We start from the raw sequence: 26,789 nt of genomic DNA on the forward strand, positions 1-26,789 counted from the left end.
TGAGAACTTCCTAACGCAGAAAAATAACTTACCACCTTAGAGCTGCACTGGGGAAATGAAGTATCTAGTGCCGTGTAAACGACGTTACCGTAAAAGAAGCCATTGTATGTTTACAATGGGAATCTGGGTGGAACCACGGGTAAAAGCACGCTCGTCCCTATTTTAGGGATGAGTGTGCTTTTTATTATGAAATGGAGAGATGAAAAATGAAAGAACAGATGATTGAAATTAAATTTCCAGATGGTAGTGTTAAAGAATTTGTAAAAGGAATTACTTTAGAAGAAATTGCTGGATCAATTAGTAGTAGCTTGAAAAAGAAAGCAGTCGCGGGGAAAGTAAATGATCAGTTATATGATTTACGCCGAAATATTGAAGAAAATGCGGAAGTAGAAATCATTACTATAGATTCAAATGATGGAGTAGAAATTGCAAGACACTCTGCGGCACATATTTTAGCGCAAGCTGTAAAAAGATTATATGGTGATATAAATCTTGGGGTAGGGCCTGTTATTGAAAATGGATTTTATTATGATATGGATCTTCCAAGTAGTGTAAACGTAGAAGATTTACCAAAAATCGAGAAAGAAATGAGAAATATTATAAAAGAAAATATAAGTATAGAAAGAGTTGAGGTTTCTCGAGAAGAAGCAGCAAAACTGTTTCAAGAAATGAACGATCGCTTGAAATTAGAACTTTTAGAAGTAATTCCTAGTGGGGAAAGTGTAACACTATATAAACAAGGTGAATTTGTAGATTTATGCAGGGGGCCACATGTACCATCTACAGGTTATTTGAAAGCATTTCAATTAACTCACGTTTCCGGTGCATATTGGCGAGGGGATAGTAATAACCAAGTGCTTCAGCGTATATATGGTGTTGCATTCTCTTCTCAAAAAGAATTAGAAGAGTATTTACATTTCGTTGAAGAAGCAGCAAAAAGAAACCACCGTAAGTTAGGTAATGAACTTGAGTTATTTATGTTTTCTGAAGAGGCTCCGGGAATGCCATTTTATTTACCGAAAGGCCAAATTATTCGGAATGAATTAGAAGCATTTTTAAGAGAAATTCAAAAAGAATACAATTATCAAGAAGTACGCACTCCGTTTATGATGAACCAAGAAGTATGGGAGAGATCAGGGCATTGGGGCCATTATAAAGATAATATGTATTTCTCAGAAGTAGACAACAAAAGTTTTGCATTAAAGCCAATGAATTGTCCTGGACATATGCTTATGTTTAAAAATAAATTGCATTCTTATCGTGAATTACCGATTCGCATGTGTGAGTTCGGTCAAGTGCATCGACATGAATTTAGCGGCGCGTTAAACGGGTTATTAAGAGTTCGTACTTTCTGCCAAGATGATGCTCATTTATTTGTAACACCAGAACAAATTGAGGATGAAATTAAATCCGTAATGGGGCAAATTGATTACGTATATAAAACTTTTGGATTCGAATATGAAGTGGAGCTGTCTACTCGTCCAGAAGATTCAATGGGTGACGATAAATTGTGGGAGCAAGCAGAAGCCGCATTAGAAAATGTATTACAGTCATTGAATTATAAATATAGACTAAATGAAGGTGACGGCGCATTTTATGGACCGAAGATTGATTTCCATATTAAAGATGCCTTAAATAGAAGTCACCAGTGCGGAACAATTCAGCTTGATTTCCAAATGCCAGAGAAATTCGATTTAAATTATATAGATGTGAAGAATGAAAAGAAAAGACCAGTTGTTATTCACCGAGCAGTTTTAGGTTCGTTAGACCGCTTTTTAGCAATATTAATTGAACACTTTGGAGGCGCGTTCCCGGCATGGGTAGCACCAGTTCAAGTGAAAGTAATTCCAGTTTCAAATGCAGTTCATGTACAATATGCAAATGAGGTTGCGGATAAATTAGCACAAGCTGGAGTTCGTATTGAACGAGATGTGCGAGATGAAAAGTTAGGATATAAAATAAGAGAAGCACAAATGCAAAAAATTCCTTATGTTCTTGTTATTGGGGATAAGGAAATGGAAAACGGATCTGTAAATGTACGTAAATATGGGGAAGAAAAGTCAGAGGTTGTTGCGCTAGATGTATTTGCGGCAAGTATGGAAGAGGAAATAAAGAATAGAAAATATTGATTAACAAGAAAACACACCATTAGAAATTGGTGTGTTTTCTTGTTTACCTTACAAAAATGTAAGGTAAATGTAAGAGAAATCGAAGGAACGAGTTTTTGAAAAGTGAGAATATGAAGTAGGGAAAAGTTCATGTTACTTGTGTATCTTTTGTGTTTGAAAAATTAAAAAATTCTTAAGGATTTACAGGACAAAATGATAAGAAATATGTGAGAAATTAATTCTATACAAAAGGGATGGAGTGAAAGAAATGTCAACAAATGTAGTTACTGTAGAAAGTGTAGAAAAAACGTACGGGAAAAGAAATGAGAATCAGTCAAAAGCGTTAAGGGGTGTTTCATTACATATTAAAGAAGGAGAGTTTGTAGGGATCATGGGTCCTTCTGGATCTGGAAAAACGACTTTACTTAATGTGATTAGTACACTGGATCAAGCGACAGGTGGTAGTGTGACGATAGCTGGTACAAATATTACTTCTATGAAGGGGAATGCATTATCAGATTTTCGTTCTCAAAAATTAGGATTCATTTTTCAAGATTTTAACTTACTAGAAAACTTATCAATTTATGAAAATATTGCTTTGCCTCTTTCTTTGCAAGGCGTACCATCAAGTGAGATTACAGGAAAAGTAAATGAGGTTGCGAAGAAATTAGGAATTACTGAAATTTTAACAAAATATCCGACTGCTGTTTCTGGTGGGCAAAAACAAAGAACGGCGGCAGCACGAGCTTTAGTACATAATCCGGCAATCGTATTAGCAGATGAACCAACAGGAGCACTTGATAGTAAAAATGCAAAAAGTTTATTAGAAGCAATGCAAGATTTACATGAAAATCACAATGTAAGTATTTTGATGGTTACACATGATGCGTTTAGTGCAAGTTACTGTGAGCGTATTTTATTTATTCAAGATGGTCTTCTTTATAAAGAATTAAATCGTCAAGGCACTCGAGAGAATTTCTATCAAGACATTTTAGGTGTGCTCGCTCATATGGGCTCAGCTGCTGAGTCTAAGTAGGGGGCGAAACTATGTTATTTAAATTATCACGTCATAGTATGAAAAAGATGTTAAAAGATTATATGGTTTTACTGATTGGTCTCGTTATTAGTATTAGTATTTTCTATATGTTCCAAACGATGGCGATGAACAGTGAATTTACAAAAGATAATAGTCTCATTAGTAGTATTAGACTCGTCTTCTGGGTAGGTGCAATATTACTTTCTTTCATAACTGTATTTTATATTATATATGCCAATTCTTTTTTACTTACATTAAGAAGAAAAGAACTTGGTATGTATATGATGCTTGGAGCGAAAAAGAAAAAAGTAGCACAGTTATTATTTATTGAAACATTCGGTATGGGGATTGTAAGTATTATTATCGGTATTTTAGTAGGGATGTTACTTGCAAGTGTAGCAGGAAACTTTTTAATAAATGGAATGGAAATTTCAGCAAAAGGTAGTTATGCATCTGTATACACACCAGCAATCTTAGTTACATCTATTTTCTTCTTAATACTATTTTTCATTACTGGCTTAATGAACAGTGTCCGATTGTTACGTAAAACTGAACTAGAGTTAATTCGTGAAGATGAAACACTAGATGAAGTGAAGAAAAGTAAAACTCGCATTATTATAATGACAGTACTGGGTGTATTACTAGTAAGTACAGGGTATTATTTTATGGTAAATATAAGAACATATGCTGAACTTGGTTTTATAATAGCGACGATTGTTACAACACTTGGAACGTACTTTATTTTTAGTTCATTACTCCCATTTTTTGTGATGAAAATTAAGGGGAATAAAAAACGAAATGAAACGGGCTTAAATAGTTTTACATATGCACAGCTACGCTTTCGAGTAAATAGTTTATCGAGAGTATTAGGAACTGTAGCGATGTTAATTGCATTAGGTGCAGGGGCAATGACGGCAGGTATGGCATTTCAAAAAAATGTAGGCATAATGACAGACTTTTCTCGTGTATATGATGTTGTAATTCATGATCCAAATGAACAAGATAAAGCGGCCTTGAAAGAAATGGAAATTGTTGAAGAAAGTAAGTACAAGTATAAAGTAGATGGAGAAGCGGTTTATTATTTACGTAACGACTTAACTGAGAAACCACCACTCGTTTCCGATCACTTTGATACAAAAACTTTAAAAGAGCCTGCTCGTAAACGTGTGGCTGAACCTTTAACTGAACCTGTTTATTCTGCTTTGGAAGCTCCCGAAGCAGCCAATAAACTTCCTCGTATGCCAAGGGATTGGGAAGATGCGGTTGTAAGAGAAATACAAATTACACATAATCAATTTAACGGAAAACCTGTAAGAATTGCTGATGAAGAACACTACAAAGCAGTTCAAGGAACGGAACATAGTGTAACATTAGCAAAAGTAGATGATATGAAAAAATATAAACCGTTGTTAATTGAAATAGACAAGAGACAAAAAGAACAAATTGAAAAAACAACAGGTACAAAAGTAGACTTATTTACAAAAATGACAATTTATCAGTTTATGAACAGTTTCATGAGTGGAACAATGTTTATGGGGTTTTTCCTTGGAATTGCCTTTTTAGCAATGATGGCAAGTTCACTAATGTTCAAAATATTAACAGGTGCTTCTCGTGATGTACGCCGTTATGAAATGTTACGAAAAATCGGCGTAAGACGTAGTATGTTAACGAAAAGTATATATAAAGAAATTTCATATTTATTTATCTTCCCAGCGATCATTGGCATCTCTCACGTTTTAGTTGGGCTAAACTTATTTAGCTTCATATTAGTTGATCCGTTTGTAAAAGTGTGGGTGCCAATAGGAATTTTCTTAGTCATTTATTTCATTTATTACTGGATAACTGTTCAACTTTATAAAGGTATGGTAATGCCGAAAGAAGAGGTAGCGAAATAGTTTATGAAAAAAGTCCTTGTTTTGAAAACAAGGGCTTTTTTCTATGTTTGTGATACATAAATACGTGTATGAGAGGTGATATCAAGCCTTTCTGTAATTTATATATCGAAAATTAAGAAAATATTAAGAGTTTATATAGCGGAAAGTTAAGATGTGTATGGGACATTAATAATGTACAAAAACATTGAGATGAAATTGGAAAGTGTACTTGTTTTGTACTTTTATTTACTTGAGGTAGTTTTGCAGAAATAAATTGATATTTTATAAATTTAACAGAAAGGAAGCGTATTATGAAAAAGATAAAAAAATCAATAAAACTTATTGGAGTCATTACTATACTATTACTAACCATAGCACTAATATTTCCTACATGGACTTCGCAAATAAAGAGTAATAACAGTATAAGTACATTAGAACAAGTAGAGATAAATGGAAGTGGTCATGAGATTATGATACGCGGCAAAGATAAGAGGAATCCAGTAATTATCTTTGTTCATGGTGGACGAGGTTCTTCGGAAATACCATATGCTCAAAAATATCAATACTTATTGGAAGAGAAATTCACAGTTGTTAATTATGATCAAAGGGCAAGCGGGAAATCATATCATTTTTTTGAAGACTATTCGAAATTATCATCAGACCTACTTGTAGAAGATTTATTAGCTATGACAGATTATGTTTCAAAACGTCTCGGTAAAGAAAAAGTAATATTGATTGGGCATTCTTACGGTACATATATTGGAATGCAAGCTGCCTATAAAGCTCCTGAAAAATATGAAGCGTATGTTGGTATAGGGCAGATGAGTGACACAGTAGAAAGTGAGATGGATAGTTTAAAATACGTTATTGAACAGGCGCAAAATGGGGGAAATGCGGAGGAGGTTTCATATTTAAAAGAGTTAACCGAAAAAATTAAAAACGGCGATACATACACTCCGAGAGATTATGTTGCAAAATATGGTGGAACATCAAGACTCATTGAAAATCCAGATGGTGATAACATTCAGATGTTACTTAGTAATGAATATAACTTGTTAGACGTAATTCGTTATAACGTTGGATTATCACATTCCCAAACGGTCTTATTAGAAAAAGATTTAAAGAATCCATTACCTACTAAAGTAACTAAGCTAAAGCTACCATTTTATTTTCTTATGGGTAAATATGACTATAATACTTCATTTCATGCAGCTAAAAAATATTTTGATTTGATTGAAGCGGATCAAAAGGAATTTATAGCTTTTGAAAACTCAGCACATTACCCTCAATTTGAAGAAAAGGAAAAGTTTTATGAGTGGATGTGTGATACATTCGTAAAATAGAATTAAATACAAAAAGCACTTAGTTTAAAAATAAGTGCTTTTTTATAGTATGGAATTGATTAGGAAGGAAAATGTTGGATAATGGTCGAAAGATATAATACAACTTCCAAAAAATGACGGGAATTGCTATGTTTTTTAGAAAGAGGAGTTAATTTGTTAAAAGGTATAGGTACTATACATAGATTTTATTTCTGAATATTCATTTAAATAGAAAGGATAATAGTTATGTTCATTCGAATTGGTAAGTGGTGTGGAGTTACATGTTTACAATTATTTGCGGCACTTATTTGTATCCTTTTTTTAGGAGCACTTCCGCGTTTATTTAAAGGACTGCAAATTGATTTAATCGGTTTTTGGGACACAGTTCTGTTTCTTGGGGAGAAGTTACTACAACCAGGTGAAATTACTTATGGATTTCGGAACTCAAGAAAGTTATTTCCACAAATATGGACTCATTATGTAGAGACAATGTTTGTATTTATTTCGGCATTTATACTTTCTTTACTCATTGCGTATGTTATCGTTGTGTGGGTATTGCAGCGCTCTCAATCAAAGCAACGTATATGGAATGGAGTTTTCGTCGCACTGGAAAGTATCCCGGACATTTTATTAATTTTATTATCTCAACTTCTAGTAGTAATTATCTTTCAAAAAACAGGATTTATGCCAGTGAAACATGCGGGATTTGGTGAGGATAGAGCTCGTATGTTACCAATAATATGTCTTGCTATACCTACAACGTTATTATTTATGAAGCTACTATTATTACGTTTTAGAGAAGAATTAGAGAAAGATTATAGCATATTTGCAAAGGGAAAAGGACTGAGTTTAAGACATATTTTGACGCACCATATTTCAAGAAACGTCTTGTTAACAACAGTCTATTATGCAAAAACAAATATTTTATTTATGTTATCAAATTTATATATTATTGAATGGCTATTTAATACGTACGGCATGTTTGTTTTTGTAAAAGAAAATTCCAAATTAGAAATATTTACAGTGAGTTTAGTTATATTATACGTACCGCTTTTTATACTATTTCGTTTATTACATACGCTTTTAAAAAATGTTATAAAGGAGCGTGTGTAACATGTGGCAAGTTGTAAAAAGAGATGTGAGATTTTGGCTAGGTGTTACTTTTTTGAGTGTATTAATGATTGTTAGTATTGGAAATACGGTGTTTTTTGACGGAAATATTCGTGAATTAACGATGATGTATAACGAAAAAGGAAAATTAGAGGCTGCTCCGTTTTCACCATCGAGTAAATTTTGGTTTGGAAGCGATGAGAAAGGACGCGACCTTTTTCAGTTAATAATAGAAGGAGCGAAATGGACAGTTGGTGCTAGTATCGTTATCGCAATTTTACGTGTAGTAATTGGCGGAACTATTGGTTTATTGCTTGGTATGTACAGTAAACGCTCATTTTCAGTTATCTCATCTTTTTTTGATCCGTTTAGTATTGTACCGATGATTATGATTTCCTATTTTATGTTAAATGAAGTTTTAATGTTTGAAAGTGGAGAGGAGGCTGCTCCGTTTCATTTACGGGTTACGTTTCAACTTATAGTTCTTGCGTGCCTTGCTGTACCAACTGTTATGTTGTATACGGCGCAAGAAGTAAAGCGTGTTAAGAATGAAGAATTTATGTTGGCTGCTACTGTGCTCGGAGGGAGTAAGTGGCAGCGGTTGAAACGCCATGTATGGCCACATATATTACCATCATTTCTTTTATTAGTAGCCCAGCAATTTGTAAGCACCCTATTACTTCTCTTACATCTTGGTTTGTTAGAACTGTTTTTCGGCGGAACAATAATCTTTGGTACAGAGGCAGATAGTGTAACAAAAGAATGGACAGGATTAATTGGTCAAAACTTCCGCCATTTAACTACTCATACTTGGATCGTGGTCATACCAATTCTTTTTTATAGTATGACAATCTTATCTGGAAATTTGATTAGTAATAGTATGCAAGATGCGATTAAATTAGGAAATGTGAGAAGGCCAAAGGGGGAAAAGAAAAAAGGGAAAGTAGAGAAACAAATACAACCGACTATGAATGATTTTTCATTCTATAGAGAGGTACAAAAATAAAAAAAGATAGCTGAAGACAAATCGTTTTCAGCTATCTTTTTTCGTTTAAAGTGGAGGTAAATCAATTTTACCTTCTTCAAATAATTCTTTTATCATATGTTTCGTATAACCAGCTGCTTGACCAAATGTGATTTTTGCTGGCATTGGTGCTTCGTTTACATCTACAATTACATCAATAATACACGGCCTGTTTTGTTTTACTGCACTTTCGAAAGCAGGTAGTAGTTCATCTAATTTCTCAATACGGTAGCCAATACCGCCGCACGCCTCTGCGTATTTTGCGAAATCTGGATTCGTTAAATCGGTGCCGAATTCGATATTACCCATAACTTCTTGTTCGAATTTAATCATGGCAATTTTATTATTGTTCAATACGACGACAACGATTGGTAGTTTATATTTTACAGCTGTTACAAAATCGTTCATAGTCATTCCAAATCCGCCGTCACCACAAACTGCAAATACTTGTTTATTCGGGAACGCAATTTTTCCAGCAAGTGCACCAGGTAAACCGCAGCCAAGTGTTGCGAGCCAGCTTGAAATGATAAATTGCTGGTTCGTCATACGGAAGTGCCTTGCTGTCCAGACCGTTACATTTCCGACATCAACTGAAAGGATGGCGTCATCTTCTGCTACTTGCTGCAATGCATGCATAACGCGTTGTGGTTTAATTGGAGTAGAGGAATCTTCTTCCTGACCGTGTAATTTTTCTTCCCACTTTTTCATCATTTCTTGATGATGCTCTAAGAAGGAATGGTCCTCGTGTTTTTCTACATTTTCAATTAACCATTTTAATGTTTTATCAGCATCACCGGCTAAGCCGATATCTGTCACATAACGCTTCCCGATTTGGGCAGGATCTGTATCGATATGAATTGTTTTTGCCTTTTCAGGTAAGAAACCAGTGAACGGATAAGAAGTACCCACCATAATTAAAGTATCCGCGTGTTTCATTGCTTCATAAGATGGTTTCGTTCCAATTAATCCCAATCCACCGATGCAAAGTGGGTGTTCATCAGGAACAATTCCTTTAGCTGGCAATGTAAGTACGATTGGAGCGCCGATATGTTCTGCGAATGCAAGTAAAGATTCTCTTGCATGTTTTGCGCCTTTACCTGCTAAAATAACAGGTTTTGTCGCTTCATTTATTGCGAGTTTCGCTGCATCTAAATCTTCTTTTTGCGGAAATAGCTCAGGCAATGTAAAAGAAGTGTTTGTAACACGAGCCCCATTTTTTACTTCGAATTTCGGAACGTCATCCGGAATAGTGAGAACAGATACACCTTTTTTCGTATAGGCCATACGAATCGCTTGATTCACTACAGCAGGTAGTTGCTCCGCTGACATAATGCGCTGGTTATACACTGCAACATCATCAAACAATCTTTCTAAGTTTACTTCTTGGAAAAAATCCGTTCCGAGTAAATCGGTTTCTACCTGTCCTGAAATTGCTAGCACAGGAGCCTTATCGAGTTTCGCATCATATAAACCGTTTAATAAATGAATAGCTCCAGGTCCTGCGATTGCCATACAAACACCGAGTTTCCCTGTTAATTTCGCATAAGCGGCCGCTGCTAATGCGCCAGCTTCTTCGTGGCGAACTTGAATGAATTTAATTTTATCTTGTTTTTTTCTTAAAGCTTCAATGATAGAATTGATAGAATCTCCAGGCATACCGTATATATGTTCTACTCCCCAGTCAATTAATAAATCAACTAATGCTTCACCAGCTGTTTTCCCAAACATAATTGTTCCTCCTCATAATAGGTAGATAACAATATGTTTTGAAGAAAAAGGAAAAATATACAAATAATAAATTTTTTAGCTTTAATGATGACCAGCGAATAAAGTAAACACTGTTATTAGTAAAAAACCACTAGTTGCCCACATGAGAAATGTAAGGAAAGAGAGCTGTTTCTTAGCTTTCCAAAGCATTTCATGAATTGTGACATAACCAAGTGAACCGATAGCGCTGCCCATAATGAGCCCTTGTAAATGAAGAGCTTTTCCTTTCATTAAAATGCCAAACACCGTACCGGTACCGAGAATAAGAGAAAGTAATAAAGTTGTTAATAGAAATGAAACATATTTATGTTTTGTAAAGAGAAAGGGGATAATTAAAGCTAATCCTTCTGGAATATGGTGAACGACGATTGCTATTAAAAAGGGAATGGCTGAGTCAGCATGATTAATAAAAGCTGTGCCTAACGCAAATCCACTCGGTATATTATGAATAAATATAGCGAAAGAGAGAAACAGGAATGTTTGCCATGCTTGTTGATCCTTTTTATGTATCATTGGATGGTGACAATAGTTATCTAATAAGCTCATAACTAAAATACCGATAGCTATACCAAGTATAGGACCAGTCATTTCATAGCCTGAAAATGTTTCAGGAATAATTTCAAGGGATAAAAGGCCAAGCAAAATACCACCACATAATGCGTATAAACGATGCATCTTTTCTTCAATTAGCTGGCGTGTTGCAACTCCAACAACACCTCCTAATAGTAATCCACCGAACGAAAAAAATGTTACAATCATTGGAATCCATAAACGCTCCATAGTATCACACTCCGATTGTATTCCCCTATTTTTAGCTTACGAAAAGTTAAGTTGGATTAGTCCAAGTAATTGTGTTTGAGTATAGAGAAAAAACTAGCAATTCGTTATAATTTATATATTAAATTTAAGTGGAAAGATGAAAAGGGGAATTGATTATGCAGCAAATTAAAAAAATAGGAAACTCATTTTGGTATATGACACCTGTTTCTGAAACAGATAGACCTATATTAGGGATGGTCGTTGGAAAAGAAAAAACGTTAATGATTGATGCAGGGAATTCAGAAGAACATGCACAATTGTTTTTAGAAATGCTAAAAGAACAGAATGTATCGAGTCCTGATTTCGTAGCACTAACGCATTGGCACTGGGATCATATTTTTGGATTACCTGTACTACAAGAGGCATTGTCTATTGCACATTCTGAAACGAAAAAAGAGATGAGTACACTTGTTTCTTATGAATGGACAGATGAAGCGTTGGACACACGTGTAAAAGAGGGTACTGAAATTGAATTTTGTGCGGATTGTATCAAAAAAGAGTTTAATGAAAAAGCGAGAAATATTAAAATTATTCCTCCAACTTTAACATTCCAGAATCAACTTGAATTAGATCTTGGTGAAGTGACATGTGTGCTAAAGCATGTGGGAGGAGATCATTCACATGACTCTGTTGTTATGTATATAAAAGAAGAAAAGATATTGTTTTTAGGAGACTGTATATATGCAGATATTTTTTCTTCGAAGTGGAACTATACGACGAAACGAACGGTTACATTAATAGATGAATTAGAAAAATTTGATGCTGAGACATATATTCTTTCTCATGGGACAGCTATAAATCGGGAGGAGTTTTTACAAGAAATACAATTGCTAAAAACAGTAGGAACATACACAGAAGCTCATAAAGGCGATGGAGGGAAGATAAAGGAAGCGTATAAACAAGAGCTAGATAGAGAATTAAATGAAGATGAGTTAGAAACAATAACGTATTTTGTAAATGGTTATGAAATGGTTAACCTGTAAAACGCAACTTTAATCAAATAGCATTATACTGCACAAAAAGAGTATTGAAATTTAATTCAATACTCTTTTAAATATTAAGTTCCAAGCAATTTCTAAATTTTTTGGCTGGTTCATCATCTGGATTTATACCACTTTCAAAACTGGTAGTGAAAGGTAACCACTGCCAATCTTCGCATCCTACAAAAGCTACTCTTGACCAATTCTCAATGAATTCAATGAAATTATTCGCAATCTTATACCCATGTCCTTCTCCATCGTCGTGGCTTAGGTAAATTATTGGAGCATCTATATCATCTTTCATATCAAATGCTAAATAATCTCCATTTCCCACTTCACAAAATGCTAATTTGTTGTGCCAAACTACATCATATTCATCATCTAGATTTGAAAAAAACTCGTCAACCAAGTCTTTACGTTCTTTTTCGAATTCAGAAAGACTTTCTAAACTCCAGTGGGGTGTTCCGCAAAAAATATCAGTAAATTCATTTGGTAGCTCTACATCGTCAGGTAAAAACCAGCGTAAGCTAAAATTTCCTGAAAACTCTAAAAGTACTTTTTTGAAGCTATTTGGTAGTTTAATACCCAGTTTTTCTTCTACTTGGATTATTTGTTCAAGGGAAGATGGTTCATCTATACAAACTTCTTGAACTTCACCACCTATGTATTTAATTCTAGAAGTTATAATTTCTATTCGTTCTTTTAGTAACTCATAATCCATCTTATCACCTCATGTTATATTAATTAAAGTATATCATTCTTAATAAATTTTTTTCGTGTTATTGAGGTTCCAAGTAGCAGCTTTTTTAGCTAATTTAGTAATATATTCAAAGAAAACATCGTGTTTTACATCGTAAACGACATTTACAGGTCGTCCATCAGCAGTTTCCTCTGTACGTCCTTGGCTAGGTCCGTATGTATGAACAATACTATTAATTGTTTCAGTTTTTGCAAGGTTAGTGTTTCCGACAAGCGCGGTAGTTAGTACATCCCATAAATAGTAGGTAGAGTTCGTTGAAAAGTGAACGAGAGGAGGAACCATCGCATAGCATTGACCAAGGAAATCAACACCAATATATTTACGCTCTTTTGCCCACTGTTCACGTATGTCTATTGTTAACGGAACTTGGTTTGTACTTTCTAGTGTTACTAAGTCGATTTCAATCTTCGCCTCCCATACACGAGCTACTGCTTCAGGGTCCCAAAACGAATTCCACTCAGCCGTTCCATCGTGTTCCGGCTCATGTACATTGCCTGCAGTCCGAAATGTACCACCCATCCAAACGAGACGTTCAATTTTATCTTCGATTATAGGAGCCTCATATAATGCACGGGCTAGGTCAGTTAGCGGCCCTGTAAATAATAAAGTTGTTTTTCCTTCCGTTTGTAGAAGAGTTTCTATTAAATGATGATGCGCAGGTTTGGCTGCTGCAGGTGTTGCAACTTTTCCATACTCATTTAAAATGGGTAAAGCATCTACATAAAATGCATGCATTCGCCAGTCTTTCGGAAATGGATTTTTTCCACGAGAGTTTGACGCTGATACTTCGATATTACCTTTGCCGAAGCGATCAATAATTTTACGACTTGCAGACATTGCGGGTTCTAAATAACAATCTGCAGGGATAACTGAAACACCTGTAAGTTCGACATTACCCATCTGGAGTAATAAAAATAGTGAAATTAGATCATCTACACCACCATCATGATTGAAGTACACCTTTTTCATCATTGTAATCTCCATTCTCTAATATTTAGCCAAGAATTAAATTTTAATTTTGGAAAAATCATCGATAATTTCCACCACCTGAATTTTCCCATTAATCAGTAGCTCAGGTAATTCGCTTTTGCTATTTCCTTTCCAATAGTCTCTAGCCTGTTCAATTTTTCTGGAGAAAGAAATACCATCTTCTTTTGGTAAAAGATTTCCGTCGCTTTCAAAAGAATTTCCACTCACTAGTAGCTTAACAATCTGTAAAACATCTCGGTTGTAAGAATCAAATAACGCTTTCCATTTCAAAACATCTTCATAGCTTTTAGAAGCATATAAGCAAGACAACCTTGAAGGGTATTCAGGATATTCTTGCAGCCTAACCATTTCGACAATCGTTTCCCTAACGGCTCTAATTGTTTGATCCGTATATTTCATAACTACTTGAGCATTTTCATTATTTATATGTAGTTCGTTATTTATATAATTGCTTTTTAAAATTTGAATAGAATCTTCGCCAGTAGCATTTAAGTGTTCTCTTTCAAAAAAGAAGTGATATAAAGTGTTAGTTTGATTTTTATCAAAATGAATGATTTGTCCGATATTCATTTTTTTCTTTGTAACGATGTGATATGCGTAAAATTCTGCTTCATTCATAGTTATCCTCCTAGTAGTAATATATTTCAATGTTAAATTTAGTAATTCAACATTGAAATATATAAAACCTTTATAAGCATACAGTTATAGAATGGGAAGATTAGAGTGAAGAGTGAAGAGTGAAGAGTGAAGAGTGAAGAGTGAAGAGTGAAGAGTGAAGAGTGAAGAGTGAAGAGTGAAGAGTAAAAGAAATACACGTAAACGCTTTCGAAATGTTCACAAAATGTTCACTTACGAAGGAGTTTCCAATATCGATATAATGGCAAAGAATCAAAGAGAAGGGATGATGAAAGTTGCCAACAACAAGAAAGGAAAACCTCCAATTCGGTATGATGATGTGCCTAGGGATGGTTATCGTAATGACGTTTTACAATTTATTATTGAACGGAGCAGGAGGGCCAATTCATATTAAGGAGATCGCATTAGAACTACTAATTGGATTTATGATTGCGTTATTAATTGAGATATGTATCGTTGGACCTTGTGCGAAAAAAATTGTATTCGCGATACCGTTTAATAAATCGAAGAAAATAAATATTATAGTAGCGATGGCTACAGCTATGGTAATCGGAATGGTTTTCTTTATGTCATTTTACGGAATGGCTATGATGTATTTACATGGTGGACTACAAGGTGAATCATTTGTTTCAAGTTATTTTTCAATTTTTATTAAAAATTTCATTATGGCTTATCCATTACAATTAATTATTATGGGGCCGCTTGTGCGTTTCTTATTTGCAAAGTTTGTTATGAAGAAGACTGTTAATGTAGCGTAGTTATAATATGTAAAAAATTATATATTAATAAAAATATAAAAACACATCTCAAATTTTTGAGATGTGTTTTTTGTTCATTTCTAATTATTTTCATAGTGATGTGACATTTGTCCTTTTGCCTTTTAGGGTCATAGCTTTTAATTAAGTTAGAAATAAAAAATTAGGAGATGATTTTTTGAAAGGCATTGTATTTGCTGTTTTTGCTGGTGTATGTATAACACTTCAAGGAACCTTTAATGCGAAACTTAGTTCACATATCGGCATATGGTCAACGAGTATTATAACGCATTTAATTGGGTTCCTTATTGCAGTAACTATATTTTTGTTAAAGAAAGAAGAGAAAGTAACGGATTTAAAGGGTGTGAAAAAAATATATTTAGTAGCCGGTGCATTTGGTGGATTCATTATTTGTGCAGAAACTATGGCGATATATTCAATGGGGGTTACATTGACAGCTGGCACACTTATGGTTGCTCAATTGTTAACAGCAACTTTCGTTGAAATAAAAGGACTGTTCCATATAAAAAAGATACATATGGAGAGATATCATATTGTGGGAACAATAGTAATGATTATAGGGATTGTAATATTTAATATGTGAATAGAAGGAGGAAATGAGAATGGAGAATAGATCAGATTTAATTATTCATTATTTGAAAACTAATAAAATATTTGAGATTTTTTCAGAAATAGATACAGCTTATTTTCAAATAAATCATTTTGAAAAAGGCAAGTTTATTTGCAATATAGATGACGAAATGGATCGTTTATATTTTGTAGTGAAAGGTAAAGTAAAAGTTTATACGATTACACCAGAAGGAAAGAAACTAATTCTTCGCTTTATCAATCCATTGGCGGTTGTTGGTGATCTTGAATTAATACAAAAAAGCAAGACTCATAATGTCGTTGAAGCTTGTTCAGATGTTGTAGCTATCTCCATTTCTAATACGGTTATTAGAAACAAGTTATTACATGATCCTATATTTATGAACTTCTTGCTTGAAAACATTGCGAACACGTTAAAAATATCGACCCGTTTTACAGCTCTAAATTTACTTTATCCAGTAGAAGTGCGTGTAGCTAGTTATTTACTATCAATTTCAACAGATAGTAACGGAAATATGTATAAAGAGGATTTAGATGCAACTTCCATATCAAGTATTGCTGATTTTATAGGAGTAAGTTATAGGCACGTAATTCGGGTGTTACAAAAATTAAATAAAGAAAAATTAATTGAAAAGAAAAATGGAGTTATCGTAATTAAAGATTTTTCTAGAATGAAGGAAGTTGCTAAAGATAATATATATGAGCAATGAAAGGGAGAGGAATATTTTGATTGGATTTAGTTTAGCTATATTTGCTGGAGTATTAATTAGCTTACAATCTATTTTTAACACAAAGGTCAATGAATGTGTAGGACAGTGGTTAACAACTGCATGTGTTCTTGGAATAGGTCTCATAAGTTCTGGTCTATTTTATATCATAACAGAGAAAAGTATTAGCATTAATTTTTACACTACAAATTATTTGTTTTATATAAGCGGATTGTTTGGCATTGGATTAATTATTTGTATAATGGGTGCAATAAAGAGTTTAGGTCCAGCGTATACGGTGTTAATTAGTCTTATTACACAATTAGTTGTTGCATTATGTATTGATACATTCGGATTGTTTGGAATGGAGAGCGTTCCAATACAAATAAATAAATTAGTTGGAATAGGTGTATTAATTGTAGGGGTAGGAATTTTTAAAAATCTATTTTCGAATAAGAAAGCTATTCATATAAACAAGGATAGGGTCTAAAGAATTTAAAGGAAAAAGGTGTTAATGATTAGAATAATTACACTTAGCTCGAATGGCTGAGGAACAATTAACTGGCCAATATAGATTAGACTAAGTTAAAGAAATGAAAAAAGAAACTATATATAAAATGGGTTCTTTTTTACATAAATTTCAAGAATTTTGATGGTGAACTAGAAAAATGGCTTCTCAAATTCTCTTAAAATGATCCTTTAAAGTGGAGTTGATACCATAGGTATCATTAGAGAAAAAACCTCATATGAGTAGTCAGAGGATGTTTAAATAGCATTTTGTTTTTATTTATAGTATTTAATAAACTATAATACAACTTCATTTAAAGGTATTTTGATTCTTAATTAAAAATAAAGTGGAAAATTAAGAATATGTTGATGTGGTGCGATATTAAAGCTAGGTAGCATAAAGATTAATAATACAAAGATGAACAACATATAAATAAAGTTTATTCATATGTTCTATCTCCTCTGCAATTCCTAGTATCTTTGAAATCTATATATTTCTTCCTCATTTGTGGAAAATAAAACTAATGTTGGGACCAGTAATATTGTGGGGATTAGATAAAAATAGTTGTCCCTATATCACCAGAATTTTAAATATTCCATTCGTTTTTTATGTTTTCTTTTTTTATTTTTGTACTGATGATAAGATTCTTCTCTCAATTAGATCTTTAAATAACGTAGACCTATTTGGTGCTTGAATTTCTTCCAACGTGTACTTTCCGAAGCATAGTGGTTCATAAATAGTCTTATCATTGTCCTCTGTTGTTAATTTCCCGACTTTTTGTTATCTTTGTCTAAAATTTGAAACACAGTAGGTTTTCAGTTTTACATTTAAATTAGCATTATCTATTTTTGGAATTCAATTTGTACAAGTAATTGAATTGAAATTTTGTTTGTTGGTTCTTGCGGTGATACAGTATCTCCTGTTACTTTCGCTGTATTTTGAATCTTTTTTCCAGCTTGGTCCTCGCATTGAGTACCACTGTATTTTGTATGTTCTTCACTGTTTTCTCAAGTGTAATGATTAGATCTTGTAGAATTAAGAAATGACCTTCGTTCATTTCATTTTCTTATCTACTCTGATATTTAGATGCTAATTACAATTAAATAATATATGATTTTCATAAAAAAGATATAGTAATATTTTGTCGTTAATTGTACTAATTTGATATTTTATAGTATTATTTGTCGTGAATTATACCTAGCAGAATACATTTTATGAAACTATAAAAGGAACAATGCGGAAATTTATCAAATAATTTACTTAAAAGGAGAATGTAATGAATACTTCTATCGATATACAACACTTGTGTGATCTTGCACATAAAGCATTTAATGCCCCTGTACATATTTTATCTACAGACAAAAAAATTTTATATCATTCTACATCTGATGATGTTTATAGTCCTTTTTATTCTTCAAAAGTAGAACATCTTAGTGATATTTATCAAGAAAACGATCCCTTTAACTTACCACTTTTCAGATGTAACAGCTATCTTGAAAATTTTGTTCTAATACATATAGAAAATCATGATCACATTAAAGGGACTATTATTATCGGTCCCACTATACATCCAAAAGGTTCAGATGATATGACCATAAAACTTCAAAAAGAATTTAAATCAAATGATAAAATTCAAGAAAGACTAGCCTATTATCAGTGTTTATCTGAGATTAAAAAAACTACATTAATTGATATGGGAATTTTATTACATTACATGATTTTCAATGAAAAGTTAGATGTAGGTATTGTTTTAGAAAAAAATAAAGTACTAGAGGAAGTTCCTAATAAAATTGTGAAACCTGATTTATATATTTTAAAACGCCGACAAAACAAACCTAAAACTCACAACATGGCATTAGTAAATGATTTCTTTTTGACTATCAAAGAAGGAAATAAAAAAAAGTTAATACAGTATATGTATGCAGTTTCACAAGAGGATGTTGAACTGATGTTAATAGAGGATCCGCTCAGGAACCAAAAAAACCTTGGAATTATTGCGATTACCTTAGCTACTCGATATGCGATAGAAGGAAACCTGCCACCAGATATTGCTTTTGCTCATAGTATTTTATATATACAAACTCTGGAACAATTAGATAACGTAGAATCTGCAAAGCGATTGTCAGGAGACGCTTTACGTACCTTTGCAGATCGTGTGAAAGAATTCAATGCACAAAAGTATTCATACGCGGTTACTACATGTATGAAACATATTAATAAAAATGTTTACGATGGAATAACTCTCAATGAACTTGCTAATCATTTGGAAATTACCCCTACTTATCTGTCTAAACTATTTAAAAAAGAAATGGGAATTACTTTAAGCGAATATATTCAAAGGGAACGAGTGGAAGAAGCAAAAAAATTATTAACTCTAACTACTTATTCGTTATCAGATATCTGTGCTTGGCTTAACTTTAATGACCAAAGTTATTTTACGAGGGTTTTCAAAAAAATTACTAGCATGACCCCTAGACAGTACCGTGAAAAATATACAATAATATAGACTTGTTATCTGGTTTCAATGTAAAAACTTAAACATAGGTGTAAGTAATCTCTAAAACTTGAAAATACTGAGCTTATTACTCTAGAAAAAGTGTGTGATTTGTTTAGATAAGGAACTTGTATTCAAATAGACGTATGATCAACCTGATATTATCTTGTTAGCGGAACAGTTTCAATTTTCAGGAGTTGGCAAAAATAATGGAGAAACGAAGCTTATCTATTTTTTAAATAATAATTAGGCGCTGGATTTATCAGTATAGTTCTGAATTAGACAAACGAGTCTGACGCCAGCTCAAACAAATAGCTTTTGAAGAGTCCATGAAACATATATCCAAGCAAAAGCATAATGGAAATGTTTATACCATATTGTTAACTTGAAACACTATTTTTCTAAAGAAAACAAAAAAACAGAAGGCTGCAAAGGATTTTTAAGAAAGCTTTGCAGCTATTTTATATTTTAAAATATATGGTTATAAAGATGGATAAGTTTATAGATTAATATCTCCATTTTAAATATTTATTAATGATGATATTAGGTTATATTTCGTAAAAATTAATAATGTAACATATATCGCATGATATATCTATGTTTTATGCAATTATACATAACTAAATAAAGGTAAAAAAGTATAAAAAAACCTATTAAATTATTCTATAAGTATTTTTTCTAAAATATAATTTCTTGGTTAAGCTAAAATAGTTATTTTTTAACCTTATATATATTAATTTGTAATCATTACAATTACAGAGGTGAAATTTTTAATTAATTATATTTGTATAATGTTTTCGGCTCGTGTTTTTACTTAACAGTTAAATTATTGAGTACAATCGACAAAATTTTGCTATTTACGCATTAAAAATTTAATGTTTTAATGAACAACATAACTGGTATGACCAGAGAGAAAGGAGAAGATTACGCTAATAGGAGTATAGCGAAGTTGTAAGTAACATTATGTCGAAAATAATTTCCTTAATAATCAGTTAATTAATGAGAGACCTAGAATCTCAAAATGATCAAGTTTGTAATAAAAGTGTTCTAAGTTTTTGCATAACAAAAGTGAATTTATTCCGCAATAAAAGTATAAGCAATGTACAGTATAAGTTCGTCTTTTGTAGTCTTGTAAGGCTCTTGCTGACAAAACTAAGAGACATATTATGTAATTGATATTAAACAAGGTCAAAACAGGATTAACTGTAAGCATTGGCTTATCTATCCTCGTGGCTCTGTAAGTTAAACCGCAACTCTTTGGGAGAATTAATATTTTACTACCCATTGGGTGTCTAATTCAAATATAGCTGATGAATTTTTATTGTTTATTTTTGAAAAATAGAGTATTTAAATGAGAGATGAGTAAAATTCTTACATCCTATTAGAAGTAAAAAATAAGGATAACACCCTATCTGAAAGACTTCTCTTTCCTCATCCGTGTACAAAGAGAGAGCCTAGCGCTAGGTCGTACAAGTTATATGAATCAAGTTATAGAAAAAAATGGTAAAGGAGTGTACGGAATGAAGAATAAAATAATGACAGGATTTTTAATAACATCCATTGTAACTGGAGCGACTATTCCTATCAATACTCTCGCAACACCAATCGTTCAAGCAGAAACTCAACAGGAAAACATGGATATTTCTTCATCATTACGAAAATTAGGTGCGCAATCTAAATTAATCCAAACGTATATTGATCAATCTTTAATGAGTCCTAATGTACAGCTAGAGGAAGTCCCAGCTTTAAATACAAATCAATTCCTAATCAAACAAGATATGAAGGAATGGTCATCGGAACTCTATCCACAGTTAATTCTATTAAATTCAAAAAGCAAAGGATTTGTAACAAAATTTAATAGCTATTATCCGACATTAAAATCGTATGTAGACAATAAAGAAGATAGAGAAGGTTTTTTGGATAGACTTGAAGTACTTCAAGAAATGGCTATGACGAATCAAGAAAATGCGCAACGACAAATTAATGAGTTAACTGATCTTAAATTACAGGTTGATAAAAAATTAAAAGATTTCGATACTGATGTGGCAACTGCGCAAGGCATATTAGGTACAGATGGAACGGGAAAAATAGATCAGTTAAAAAATGAAATGTTAAATACCAAAAAAGCAATTCAAAATGATTTACAACAAATTGCATTAATACCAGGAGCTTTAAATGAGCAGGGATTTGCTATATTCAAAGAAATTTATAGTCTTTCAAAAGAAATTATTGAACCGGCTGCTCAAGCAGGGATGGCAGCGTATAACAAAGGAAAAGAAATTAACAACTCTATTCTAGAAGCGGAGAAAAAAGCAGCGCAAGAAGCGACTGAACAAGGTAAAACTGCTCTAGAGATTGAATCGGCCAAAAAAGCAGCTCGTGAAGCAATTGAGAAAAGCAAACAAGGTGAAATAGCTGCAGCTGCAGCTGCAAAAACGCAAGAATATGACCTGATGAAAGCCATTGATACTGAAAAGATTAAGAAAACATTTGGTGTCTTCGCAGAAGTAAATAAACTAACAGCAGAGCAGCGATCATATTTAGATGACTTAGAGAAACAAAACCAAAAAATATATGATTTAACAACGAAACTATCAATAGCAGATTTGCAAAAATCAATGCTTCTTCTTTCACAAAATGATTTGCATACGTTTGCAAATCAAGTAGATGTAGAACTTGACCTACTAAAGCGCTATAAAGAAGATTTGGATCTAATAAAAAATAATATTACAAAATTATCTACTAATGTTGATGCAACTAACGAGCAGTCTCAAAAAGATACATTAAGACAATTAAAAAATGTAATAAGTTATCTTGAAGAGCAGGTATATAAATTTTGATATTACGTTTTTTAAAAAAACTATAAAGATTATAAGAATCTAGCGAAAGAAGGAGAAAAGTGATGAAAAAATTCCCATTCAAAGTGCTAACTTTAGCCACGCTGGCAACGGTTATAACTGCTACTACTGGTAACACTATTCATGCATTTGCACAAGAAACGACCGCCCAAGAACAAAAAGTAGGTAATTATGCTTTAGGTCCTGAGGGACTGAAGAAAGCATTGGCTGAAACAGGGTCTCATATTCTAGTAATGGATTTGTACGCAAAAACAATGATTAAGCAACCGAATGTAAATTTATCTAATATCGATTTAGGATCAGAAGGAGGAGAGTTGCTCAAAAATATTCACCTTAATCAAGAACTGTCACGAATCAATGCGAATTATTGGTTAGATACAGCAAAGCCACAGATTCAAAAAACAGCTCGTAATATTGTAAATTACGATGAACAATTTCAAAATTATTACGACACTTTAGTAGATACTGTACAAAAGAAAGATAAGGCAGGTCTAAAAGAGGGCATAAATGATTTAATTACTACAATTAATAAAAATTCAAAAGAGGTTACAGATGTAATTAAGATGCTACAAGACTTCAAAGGGAAACTATATCAAAATTCTGTAGATTTTAAAAATAATGTTGGTGGTCCAGATGGGAAAGGTGGATTAACTGCAATATTAGCAGGTCAACAGGCAACGATTCCACAACTTCAAGCTGAAATTGAGCAACTTCGTTCTACTCAGAAAAAACATTTTGATGATGTATTAGCATGGTCAATTGGTGGTGGATTGGGAGCAGCTATTTTAGTTATTGCAGCTATTGGAGGAGCGGTTGTAATTGTTGTAACTGGTGGTACAGCAACACCGGCTGTTGTTGGTGGACTTTCAGCTCTTGGAGCAGCTGGTATCGGTCTAGGAACTGCGGCGGGTGTCACGGCATCTAAGCATATGGACTCCTATAACGAAATTTCTAACAAAATCGGAGAATTAAGTATGAAAGCAGATCGTGCTAATCAAGCGGTTCTTTCGCTTACTAACGCGAAAGAAACATTGGCATATCTATATCAGACTGTAGATCAGGCGATTTTATCTCTAACAAATATTCAAAAGCAATGGAATACAATGGGCGCAAATTATACAGATTTACTGGATAATATCGATTCTATGCAAGACCACAAATTCTCTTTAATACCGGATGATTTAAAAGCTGCTAAAGAAAGTTGGAATGATATTCATAAAGATGCAGAATTCATTTCAAAAGACATCGCTTTTAAACAGGAATAGAACTGAAAATGAAAACTTATATTGGAGGAATAGAAAATGATGAAAAATATCCCGTACAAACTAATCGTTGCATCGGCTCTTTTAACTATGACAGCAACTTCTGTAGTCTCACCAGTAGCAACTTTTGCAGGTGAAATTGAACAAACGAACAATGGAGATACGGCTCTTTCTGCAAATGAAGCGAGAATGAAAGAGACCTTGCAAAAGGCTGGATTATTTGCAAAATCTATGAATGCCTATTCTTATATGCTAATTAAGAATCCTGATGTGAATTTTGAAGGAATTACTATTAATGGATATGTAGATTTACCTGGTAGAATCGTACAAGATCAAAAGAATGCAAGAGCACATGCTGTTACTTGGGACACGAAAGTAAAAAAACAGCTTTTAGATACATTGACTGGTATTGTTGAATATGATACCACGTTCGACAATTATTATGAAACATTGGTTGAGGCGATTAATACAGGGGATGGAGAAACTTTAAAAGAAGGAATTACAGATTTACGAGGTGAAATTCAACAAAACCAAAAGTACGCACAACAATTAATAGAAGAATTAACTAAATTAAGAGACTCTATTGGACAAGATGTTAGAGCATTTGGAGGCAATAAAGATCTTTTGCAGTCGATTCTAAAAAACCAAGGTGCAGATGTTGATGCAGATCAAAAGCGTCTAGAAGAAGTATTAGGATCAGTAAACTATTATAAACAATTAGAATCTGATGGGTTTAATGTAATGAAGGGTGCTATTTTGGGTCTACCAATAATTGGTGGTATTATAGTGGGAGTAGCAAGAGACAACTTAGGTAAGTTAGAGCCTTTATTAGCAGAATTACGTCAGACCGTGGATTATAAAGTAACATTAAATCGTGTAGTTGGAGTTGCTTATAGTAATATTAATGAAATGCACAAGGCGCTTGATGATGCTATTAACGCTCTTACTTATATGTCAACGCAGTGGCATGATTTAGATTCTCAATATTCGGGCGTTCTAGGGCATATTGAGAATGCAGCTCAAAAAGCGGATCAAAATAAATTTAAATTCTTAAAACCTAATTTAAATGCAGCGAAAGACAGTTGGAAAACATTAAGAACAGATGCGGTTACATTAAAAGAGGGGATAAAGGAATTAAAAGTGGAAACTGTTACTCCACAAAAATAGGGAGATATTTATTCTATTGCAAAGTAATCCATAACATAGAGAGCCTATGATTACACTGTTAAACAGTAAAGCGATAATTAATAAATCCTTACATATTAAAAAGGCGGAGTCTCATTAAAGACTTCGCCTTTCACTTATATATAAGTTTTATCCAAATAAAAAGATAGTCATGTAGTTTACTTGTTTTTAAAAATTTGTAACAGAATTAATCAATAGGGGACAGGTTATATAGATTTGCTTAATAATATCGAATCTATGCAACAACATCGTCTTTTAATAAGAATAGGACTTGAAATCATACTCTATGCAGGAGGAATAAGAAAAGATGAAAAAAAAACCTTATAAAATACTGGCTGTATCAGCATTTTTAATTATGACAACTACCTATGCAGTCACACCAGTAGCAACCTTTGCAATTGAAACTGAACAAACGAACACTGGAGATATGTCTCTTTCAGCAAATGAAGAAAAGATGAAAAAAACCGTACAAGATGCTGGGTTATTTGCAAAGGCTATGAATGAATATTCTTATTTACTAATTAATAATCCGGATGTGAGTTTTGAAGGAATTTCTATTAATGGGTATGCAGATTTACCTAGTAAAATTGTACAGGATCAAAAGAATGCAAGAGCACATGCTGTTACATGGAATACAAAAGTAAAAAAACAGCTTTTAGATACATTGACCGGCATTATTGAATACGATACAAAGTTTGAAAATTATTATGAAACATTAGTAGAGGCGATCAATAATGGAAATGGGGATACTTTAAAAAAGGGGATTACAGATTTAAGGGTGGGGATTCAACGAAATCAAAAGTCCGCAAAAGCGTTAATAGAAGAATTAACTAAATTTAAAAACGCTATTGGAGAAGATGTTAGAGTATTTGGAAGCCATAAAGAGACCTTGCAATCGATTTTAAAAAACCAAGGAGCTGATGTAGAGACTGATCAAAAGCGTTTAGATGAAGTTTTAGGACAAGTAAACTATTATAAGAAATTAGAATCTGATGGGTTAATAATGGTGAAAGTCCCTTTTATCCCCACGCTTATTTCTGGTGGCATAATGATAGGTACTGCTAGAGATAATTTAGGTCGATTAGAGCCTGCTTTAGCAGAATTACGTAAAACTGTAGATTATAAAATTACATTAAATCGTGTAGTCGGAGTTGCATTTCATAATATTAGTGATATGCATAGTACGATTGATAGTGCTATTACTGCTCTTACTTATATGTCCACACAATGGGATGATTTAGACTCTCAATATTCGGGCGTAATGGGGCATATTGATAAAGCTGATGAAAAAGCTGATCAAAATAGATATAAATTTTTAAAGCCTAACTTGAATTCAGCTAAAGACAGTTGGAAAACATTAAGAGCAGATGTTGTCACATTACTAGAAGGCATAAAAATTGCAGAGAAGAAAGAACAAGATTTTATGAATCTACTTCGTCCATCAAACGTTTTTTACTTTTATAAAAAAATCCATAACGCATACACTTTTGAAATAAAGACTGGAACAAATGCACCAAATGCGTCTTATAAAGTTATGAATTTAACTAAAAACACTGTTCATCATATGTGGAGTGGAGGTGCTAATACAAGCATGTGGGCTGACTGGCTTTCATTCAATCCAAATGATGAATTTGCGGTGGTAGCAGTAGTGGATGGAAAAGAATATGTTGTATATAAAGACAAAGTAGAAAATATAATGAACTGAACCCGAAAAAATGCATTAATTGGAGATGGTACACTAAACCAGACACCAAGTTAATTGAAAAATTGACCGGCATATGGCTCCTTATTTCCTAGAACACCTAGCTAAAGCAAAGGAATTCGTACATAGATTAGTTGACATTTATGTAGGTTTCATCCATTTTCAAAGATAGTTTTTCTTTTTTGTTTTATTTTTCAAAAATCACGAATGAAATTTCCGCATTTACGAACTCAGCACATAATGGTTGTTAGATGAATTGACATACCACGTCCCTTTAGAATTT

21 protein-coding genes are annotated in these 26,789 nt (G+C 33.0%); 16 read left to right on the top strand and 5 right to left on the bottom strand.

Features of this window, described 5'->3' with window-relative positions:
- Positions 1-206 precede the first annotated feature (206 nt).
- From thrS to JDS81_RS20830, 6 genes are all read left to right on the top strand, one after another.
- Positions 207-2,129, top strand: coding sequence for a threonine--tRNA ligase (gene thrS, locus JDS81_RS20805; protein ID WP_097955018.1), 1,923 nt, complete (start codon positions 207-209; stop codon positions 2,127-2,129).
- Positions 2,130-2,376: 247 nt separating this feature from the next.
- Positions 2,377-3,144, top strand: a complete 768-nt coding sequence (locus JDS81_RS20810; protein WP_000106414.1) for an ABC transporter ATP-binding protein — start codon at positions 2,377-2,379, stop codon at positions 3,142-3,144.
- A gap of 11 nt (positions 3,145-3,155) precedes the next feature.
- Positions 3,156-5,039 carry an FtsX-like permease family protein gene (locus JDS81_RS20815; RefSeq protein ID WP_097955016.1) on the top strand — a complete coding sequence of 628 codons (1,884 nt, stop codon included), beginning with the start codon at positions 3,156-3,158 and terminating at the stop codon, positions 5,037-5,039.
- Between the two features lie 290 nt (positions 5,040-5,329).
- Entirely contained in the window at positions 5,330-6,361 is a 1,032-nt protein-coding gene (locus JDS81_RS20820) for an alpha/beta hydrolase (RefSeq protein WP_097955015.1), read from the top strand.
- 225 nt (positions 6,362-6,586) lie between these two features.
- Positions 6,587-7,453 (top strand): ABC transporter permease subunit, encoded by an 867-nt coding sequence (locus tag JDS81_RS20825; protein ID WP_142286012.1) that lies wholly within the window; start codon positions 6,587-6,589, stop codon positions 7,451-7,453.
- Between the two features lies 1 nt (position 7,454).
- The gene (locus JDS81_RS20830; protein WP_097955013.1) at positions 7,455-8,456 is read left to right on the top strand and encodes an ABC transporter permease; all 1,002 of its coding nucleotides are present in this window, start codon (positions 7,455-7,457) and stop codon (positions 8,454-8,456) included.
- A 45-nt stretch (positions 8,457-8,501) separates the two neighbouring features.
- Here JDS81_RS20830 and JDS81_RS20835 read toward each other — a convergent pair whose 3' ends face one another.
- Both JDS81_RS20835 and JDS81_RS20840 read right to left on the bottom strand, forming a co-directional pair.
- Positions 8,502-10,202: a pyruvate oxidase gene (locus tag JDS81_RS20835; RefSeq protein WP_097955012.1), complete on the bottom strand. Its 1,701-nt coding sequence runs from the start codon at positions 10,200-10,202 to the stop codon at positions 8,502-8,504.
- Positions 10,203-10,283: 81 nt separating this feature from the next.
- Positions 10,284-11,021: a ZIP family metal transporter gene (locus tag JDS81_RS20840; protein ID WP_097955010.1), complete on the bottom strand. Its 738-nt coding sequence runs from the start codon at positions 11,019-11,021 to the stop codon at positions 10,284-10,286.
- 155 nt (positions 11,022-11,176) lie between these two features.
- Here JDS81_RS20840 and JDS81_RS20845 point away from each other — a divergent pair, with 155 nt between their 5' ends.
- Complete coding sequence (locus JDS81_RS20845; RefSeq protein ID WP_097955009.1) at positions 11,177-12,043, top strand: MBL fold metallo-hydrolase; 867 nt, start codon at positions 11,177-11,179, stop codon at positions 12,041-12,043.
- Between the two features lie 67 nt (positions 12,044-12,110).
- Here the strand turns inward: JDS81_RS20845 and JDS81_RS20850 are convergent, their stop codons facing one another.
- The 3 genes from JDS81_RS20850 to JDS81_RS20860 are packed head-to-tail and all read right to left on the bottom strand — an operon-like array spanning position 12,111 to position 14,408.
- A complete protein-coding gene (locus JDS81_RS20850; protein WP_000384349.1) occupies positions 12,111-12,761 on the bottom strand; it encodes an SMI1/KNR4 family protein in 651 nt (216 codons plus the stop codon).
- Between the two features lie 39 nt (positions 12,762-12,800).
- Positions 12,801-13,784 carry a nucleoside hydrolase gene (locus tag JDS81_RS20855; protein ID WP_142311415.1) on the bottom strand — a complete coding sequence of 328 codons (984 nt, stop codon included), beginning with the start codon at positions 13,782-13,784 and terminating at the stop codon, positions 12,801-12,803.
- Positions 13,785-13,805: 21 nt separating this feature from the next.
- Positions 13,806-14,408 carry a DUF2441 domain-containing protein gene (locus JDS81_RS20860; RefSeq protein ID WP_097955006.1) on the bottom strand — a complete coding sequence of 201 codons (603 nt, stop codon included), beginning with the start codon at positions 14,406-14,408 and terminating at the stop codon, positions 13,806-13,808.
- A 293-nt stretch (positions 14,409-14,701) separates the two neighbouring features.
- Between JDS81_RS20860 and JDS81_RS20865 the strand changes: the two genes are divergently transcribed.
- From JDS81_RS20865 to hblB, 9 genes are all read left to right on the top strand, one after another.
- Positions 14,702-15,184, top strand: coding sequence for a DUF2798 domain-containing protein (locus JDS81_RS20865; RefSeq protein WP_001143399.1), 483 nt, complete (start codon positions 14,702-14,704; stop codon positions 15,182-15,184).
- Between the two features lie 175 nt (positions 15,185-15,359).
- The gene (locus JDS81_RS20870; protein WP_097955004.1) at positions 15,360-15,785 is read left to right on the top strand and encodes a DMT family transporter; all 426 of its coding nucleotides are present in this window, start codon (positions 15,360-15,362) and stop codon (positions 15,783-15,785) included.
- A 19-nt stretch (positions 15,786-15,804) separates the two neighbouring features.
- The gene (locus JDS81_RS20875) at positions 15,805-16,500 is read left to right on the top strand and encodes a Crp/Fnr family transcriptional regulator (protein ID WP_000431587.1); all 696 of its coding nucleotides are present in this window, start codon (positions 15,805-15,807) and stop codon (positions 16,498-16,500) included.
- 16 nt (positions 16,501-16,516) lie between these two features.
- Complete coding sequence (locus tag JDS81_RS20880; protein WP_000578999.1) at positions 16,517-16,987, top strand: DMT family transporter; 471 nt, start codon at positions 16,517-16,519, stop codon at positions 16,985-16,987.
- 1,294 nt (positions 16,988-18,281) lie between these two features.
- The gene (locus JDS81_RS20885) at positions 18,282-19,511 is read left to right on the top strand and encodes a helix-turn-helix domain-containing protein (RefSeq protein WP_097955003.1); all 1,230 of its coding nucleotides are present in this window, start codon (positions 18,282-18,284) and stop codon (positions 19,509-19,511) included.
- Between the two features lie 1,508 nt (positions 19,512-21,019).
- Entirely contained in the window at positions 21,020-22,339 is a 1,320-nt protein-coding gene (gene hblC, locus JDS81_RS20890; protein WP_199688614.1) for a hemolytic enterotoxin HBL lytic component L2, read from the top strand.
- 62 nt (positions 22,340-22,401) lie between these two features.
- The gene (gene hblD / locus JDS81_RS20895; RefSeq protein ID WP_000714429.1) at positions 22,402-23,622 is read left to right on the top strand and encodes a hemolytic enterotoxin HBL lytic component L1; all 1,221 of its coding nucleotides are present in this window, start codon (positions 22,402-22,404) and stop codon (positions 23,620-23,622) included.
- A 36-nt stretch (positions 23,623-23,658) separates the two neighbouring features.
- The gene (gene hblA / locus JDS81_RS20900) at positions 23,659-24,786 is read left to right on the top strand and encodes a hemolysin BL binding component B (RefSeq protein ID WP_097955001.1); all 1,128 of its coding nucleotides are present in this window, start codon (positions 23,659-23,661) and stop codon (positions 24,784-24,786) included.
- A gap of 325 nt (positions 24,787-25,111) precedes the next feature.
- Entirely contained in the window at positions 25,112-26,509 is a 1,398-nt protein-coding gene (hblB, locus tag JDS81_RS20905) for a hemolysin BL regulatory component HblB (protein ID WP_097955000.1), read from the top strand.
- Positions 26,510-26,789 lie beyond the last annotated feature (280 nt).

This window comes from Bacillus cereus group sp. N31 (assembly GCF_016483245.1).
GTDB classification, from domain to species: domain Bacteria; phylum Bacillota; class Bacilli; order Bacillales; family Bacillaceae_G; genus Bacillus_A; species Bacillus_A toyonensis.

What these genes read in the sequence shown, in the direction of transcription:
- thrS (WP_097955018.1), top strand. Translation starts at nt 207, where the DNA reads ATGAAAGAACAGATGATTGAAATTAAATTTCCAGATGGTAGTGTTAAA.
- JDS81_RS20810 (WP_000106414.1), top strand. Translation starts at nt 2,377, where the DNA reads ATGTCAACAAATGTAGTTACTGTAGAAAGTGTAGAAAAAACGTACGGG.
- JDS81_RS20815 (WP_097955016.1), top strand. Translation starts at nt 3,156, where the DNA reads ATGTTATTTAAATTATCACGTCATAGTATGAAAAAGATGTTAAAAGAT.
- JDS81_RS20820 (WP_097955015.1), top strand. Translation starts at nt 5,330, where the DNA reads ATGAAAAAGATAAAAAAATCAATAAAACTTATTGGAGTCATTACTATA.
- JDS81_RS20825 (WP_142286012.1), top strand. Translation starts at nt 6,587, where the DNA reads ATGTTCATTCGAATTGGTAAGTGGTGTGGAGTTACATGTTTACAATTA.
- JDS81_RS20830 (WP_097955013.1), top strand. Translation starts at nt 7,455, where the DNA reads ATGTGGCAAGTTGTAAAAAGAGATGTGAGATTTTGGCTAGGTGTTACT.
- JDS81_RS20835 (WP_097955012.1), bottom strand. Translation starts at nt 10,202, where the DNA reads ATGTTTGGGAAAACAGCTGGTGAAGCATTAGTTGATTTATTAATTGAC.
- JDS81_RS20840 (WP_097955010.1), bottom strand. Translation starts at nt 11,021, where the DNA reads ATGGAGCGTTTATGGATTCCAATGATTGTAACATTTTTTTCGTTCGGT.
- JDS81_RS20845 (WP_097955009.1), top strand. Translation starts at nt 11,177, where the DNA reads ATGCAGCAAATTAAAAAAATAGGAAACTCATTTTGGTATATGACACCT.
- JDS81_RS20850 (WP_000384349.1), bottom strand. Translation starts at nt 12,761, where the DNA reads ATGGATTATGAGTTACTAAAAGAACGAATAGAAATTATAACTTCTAGA.
- JDS81_RS20855 (WP_142311415.1), bottom strand. Translation starts at nt 13,784, where the DNA reads ATGGAGATTACAATGATGAAAAAGGTGTACTTCAATCATGATGGTGGT.
- JDS81_RS20860 (WP_097955006.1), bottom strand. Translation starts at nt 14,408, where the DNA reads ATGAATGAAGCAGAATTTTACGCATATCACATCGTTACAAAGAAAAAA.
- JDS81_RS20875 (WP_000431587.1), top strand. Translation starts at nt 15,805, where the DNA reads ATGGAGAATAGATCAGATTTAATTATTCATTATTTGAAAACTAATAAA.
- JDS81_RS20885 (WP_097955003.1), top strand. Translation starts at nt 18,282, where the DNA reads ATGAATACTTCTATCGATATACAACACTTGTGTGATCTTGCACATAAA.
- hblC (WP_199688614.1), top strand. Translation starts at nt 21,020, where the DNA reads ATGAAGAATAAAATAATGACAGGATTTTTAATAACATCCATTGTAACT.
- hblD (WP_000714429.1), top strand. Translation starts at nt 22,402, where the DNA reads ATGAAAAAATTCCCATTCAAAGTGCTAACTTTAGCCACGCTGGCAACG.
- hblA (WP_097955001.1), top strand. Translation starts at nt 23,659, where the DNA reads ATGATGAAAAATATCCCGTACAAACTAATCGTTGCATCGGCTCTTTTA.
- hblB (WP_097955000.1), top strand. Translation starts at nt 25,112, where the DNA reads ATGAAAAAAAAACCTTATAAAATACTGGCTGTATCAGCATTTTTAATT.